Annotated in this window: 1 protein-coding gene and 1 pseudogene; one reads left to right on the top strand and one right to left on the bottom strand. The window is 71.4% G+C overall.

What is annotated here, in order from left to right:
* Window positions 1-1,253, top strand: a pseudogene (locus tag J0670_RS35000) (D-alanyl-D-alanine carboxypeptidase); the annotation flags it as partial.
* A gap of 105 nt (window positions 1,254-1,358) precedes the next feature.
* Here J0670_RS35000 and J0670_RS34995 read toward each other — a convergent pair.
* On the bottom strand, window positions 1,359-2,771 hold a 1,413-nt coding region (locus J0670_RS34995), incomplete at its 5' end, for a glycosyltransferase family 39 protein (RefSeq protein WP_207816531.1).

Below are 2,771 nucleotides of genomic sequence, written 5' to 3'. Positions count from 1 at the left end.
TGGCCGCCCTCAACTCCCGGCCGGTCTCGCCGCTGCGCCGCGCGCTCAAGCGGATCACCATCTGGACGGTCTTCCTGGCCGTGGTGCTCGGTGCCGTGGTGGTGGCCCAGCTGCTGCGCCCGCTGCCGGACGCGAAGGTGAAGATGTCGGCTGCGGGCAGCTTCAGCTTCTCCGGCGACCCGCTGGACCTCGCCTGGCCGGCCAAGGGCCAGTCCGCGGCCGAGGTGGTCGGCGTCGGCAGCCTCGGCAGCTCCGGCCAGGAGACCCCGGCCTCGATCGCCAGCGTCACCAAGGTGATGAACGCCTACCTGATCCTCCAGAAGTTCCCGCTGAAGAAGGGGGAGGCCGGCCCGAAGATCATCGTCGACAAGCAGGCCGCGCAGGAGTCCGGCAACGCCGACGAGTCCCGGGTGACGCTCACCGAGAACCAGGTGCTCACCGAGTACCAGGCGCTGGAACTGCTGATGCTGCCGTCCGCCAACAACGTGGCCCGGCTGCTCGCCCGCTACCACTCGGGCTCCGAGGAGGCGTTCGTCAAGCTGATGAACGACACCGCGGCCAAGTTCGGCATGACCAACACCATTTACGCCGACCCGGCGGGCTTCAACGCGGACACCAAGTCCACCGCCAAGGACCAGCTGAAGCTGGCCGAGCAGGTCATGCAAGACGAGATCTTCCGGCAGATCGTCTCCAGCCCGGAGACCACCTTCAACAACGTGAAGATCTCCAACACCAACAACCTGATCAACCCGAAGACCGGCGTCATCGGCGTCAAGACCGGCTCCAGCACTCCCGCCGGCGGCTGCCTGATGTGGGCCGCGTACAAGGAGATCGGCGGGGTGAGGCGGATGATCCTCGGCGTCACCCTGGGCCAGCAGGCCACCTCGCCCAACCCGGGCGACGGCATCCTGCCGACCGTGCTGAAGGTCAGCGGCAAGCAGATCCAGGCCGCGCAGAACGGGCTGACCGGCCAGACCGTGGTGAAGAAGGGCGACGTCGTCGGCACCGTGGACGACGGGCTCGGCGGCAAGGTCGCGGTCGTCGCGACCGAGGACCTCGTGGTGGCCGGCTTCCCCGGCATCACCGGCACCGTCACCCTGGACCCGACCAAGCTCGGCCACGACGAGAAGGCGGGCAAGGAGGTCGGCGTGCTGCGGGTCGGCGCGGGGGACGACAAGACGGAGGTCAAGGTGGCGCTCCAGTCGGACCTGAAGCCGCCGTCCATCCAGTCCCGGCTGCTGCGGATGTTCTGATCCGCCGGGCGCGTGAGCGCCTGAGCGCCTGAGCGCCTCGACGTCGAAGGGGAGCCGGTTCGAACCGGCTCCCCTTCGACGTTCCCTGGCGGCCTCAGCCCTCCGTCAGGTGTTGCGGTCGAGCAGCGCGACGGTGAGCCCGCCGAGCGGCGTCACCTGGCCCGGCGCGCCGTAGTGGTCCCGCAGCACCTGCGCCTGGTCCTGCGGGACGGCCGCCAGCGGGTCCCAGGTGTCCCCGAGGACGATCAGCCAGAGCCGCGGCCCGTCCCCCAGACAGGAGGCCGGCTGCGGGCAGGGCTCCGGCGTCAGCTCCTCCGCGTCCTCGGCGCTCCGGGCGACGAACACCGGGGACGGGCGGACGTCCGGCGGCAGGTAGTAGCTGACGCCCGGCCAGACCATCGCCCAGCTCTGGTCGCCGGTCGGGGCCGCCAGCCCGTCTCCCGGGCGGTACCCGGCGGTGATCGCGTCGGCCGCCGCCCGGAACGGCTCGTGCGACCCGGTGTGCGAGCCCACGTGCCGTATGGACCGCTGTGTCGGCAGCGCCTTCATGGCCGGGTAGGCGATCAGCCCCACCGCCACCACTCCGGCCACCGGCAGGGCCAAGCGTGGAGAAACGATTCGCCCCGGCGCCCAGGGGCGCCCGGCCAGGGCCGCCACCAGGCGGAACGCGGCCCCGACCCCGCCACCGGCCAGCACGGCCCAGGCGGGCACTGTGAAGAGCATGTACCGGTCGATGAAGTACGAGGTGTCGCCCTGCGACATCAGCCAGACGGCCACCACCGGCAGCTCCGCCAGCAGCAGCGCCTGCAAGGCCCAGGTCCGCCGGGCCGACAGCACCAGCGCGGCCAGCGCCAGCAGTGCGAACGCCTTGGCCACCTGCTCCGTACCGAACAGGGGGTAGGCGATCGAGACCAGGTCGGCGGTGGCCGGCTTCGGTATCCAGCCGAGCTGCCGGCCCGACTGCCGGCTGCCGATCAGCGCCACCGGCAGCACCGGCAGGACCGCCACCACGATCGCCACCGGGTACTGCCACAGCAGCCGCCGGTCCATCGCCGCCCGGGTCCGCCACAGGTGCGGCAGCACCAGCGCGAGCTGCCCGGCCACCGTGGTGAACGACACCAGGTGCCAGGCGCCCGCCAACGTCATCGCCACGCAGTACGGCGCCCACCACCGCAGGCCCGGGCGCTCCAGCGCCCGCAGCAGGAAGTACGTCGCGGCCGCGACCGCGCAGGTCACCAACGCGTAGGCGCGGATCTCCTGCGCGTAGTGGGAGATCTGCGGCACCACCGCGAGGAGCAGCCCCGCGCAGACCGCCGTCACCCGGCTGTCGAACAGCCGCTCGGCCGTCAGCGCCACGAACGCGGCCGCCCCCGCCATCGCCAGCACGGAGGGTATTCGCAGTGATATCAGCGAGTCGCCGAACAGTGACGTCCAGCCGTGCATCAGCAGGTAGTACGCGCCGTTGCTGGCGTCTATGTGCCCCAGCAGCCCCACCAGCTCGCCCAGCGAGCGGGTGGC

The organism is Streptomyces sp. FH025, assembly GCF_017427025.1.
Taxonomy (GTDB): Bacteria; Actinomycetota; Actinomycetes; order Streptomycetales; family Streptomycetaceae; genus Kitasatospora.
The sequence above is the reverse complement of the archived record's forward strand: the minus strand, read 5'-3'. Positions and strand labels throughout refer to the sequence as shown.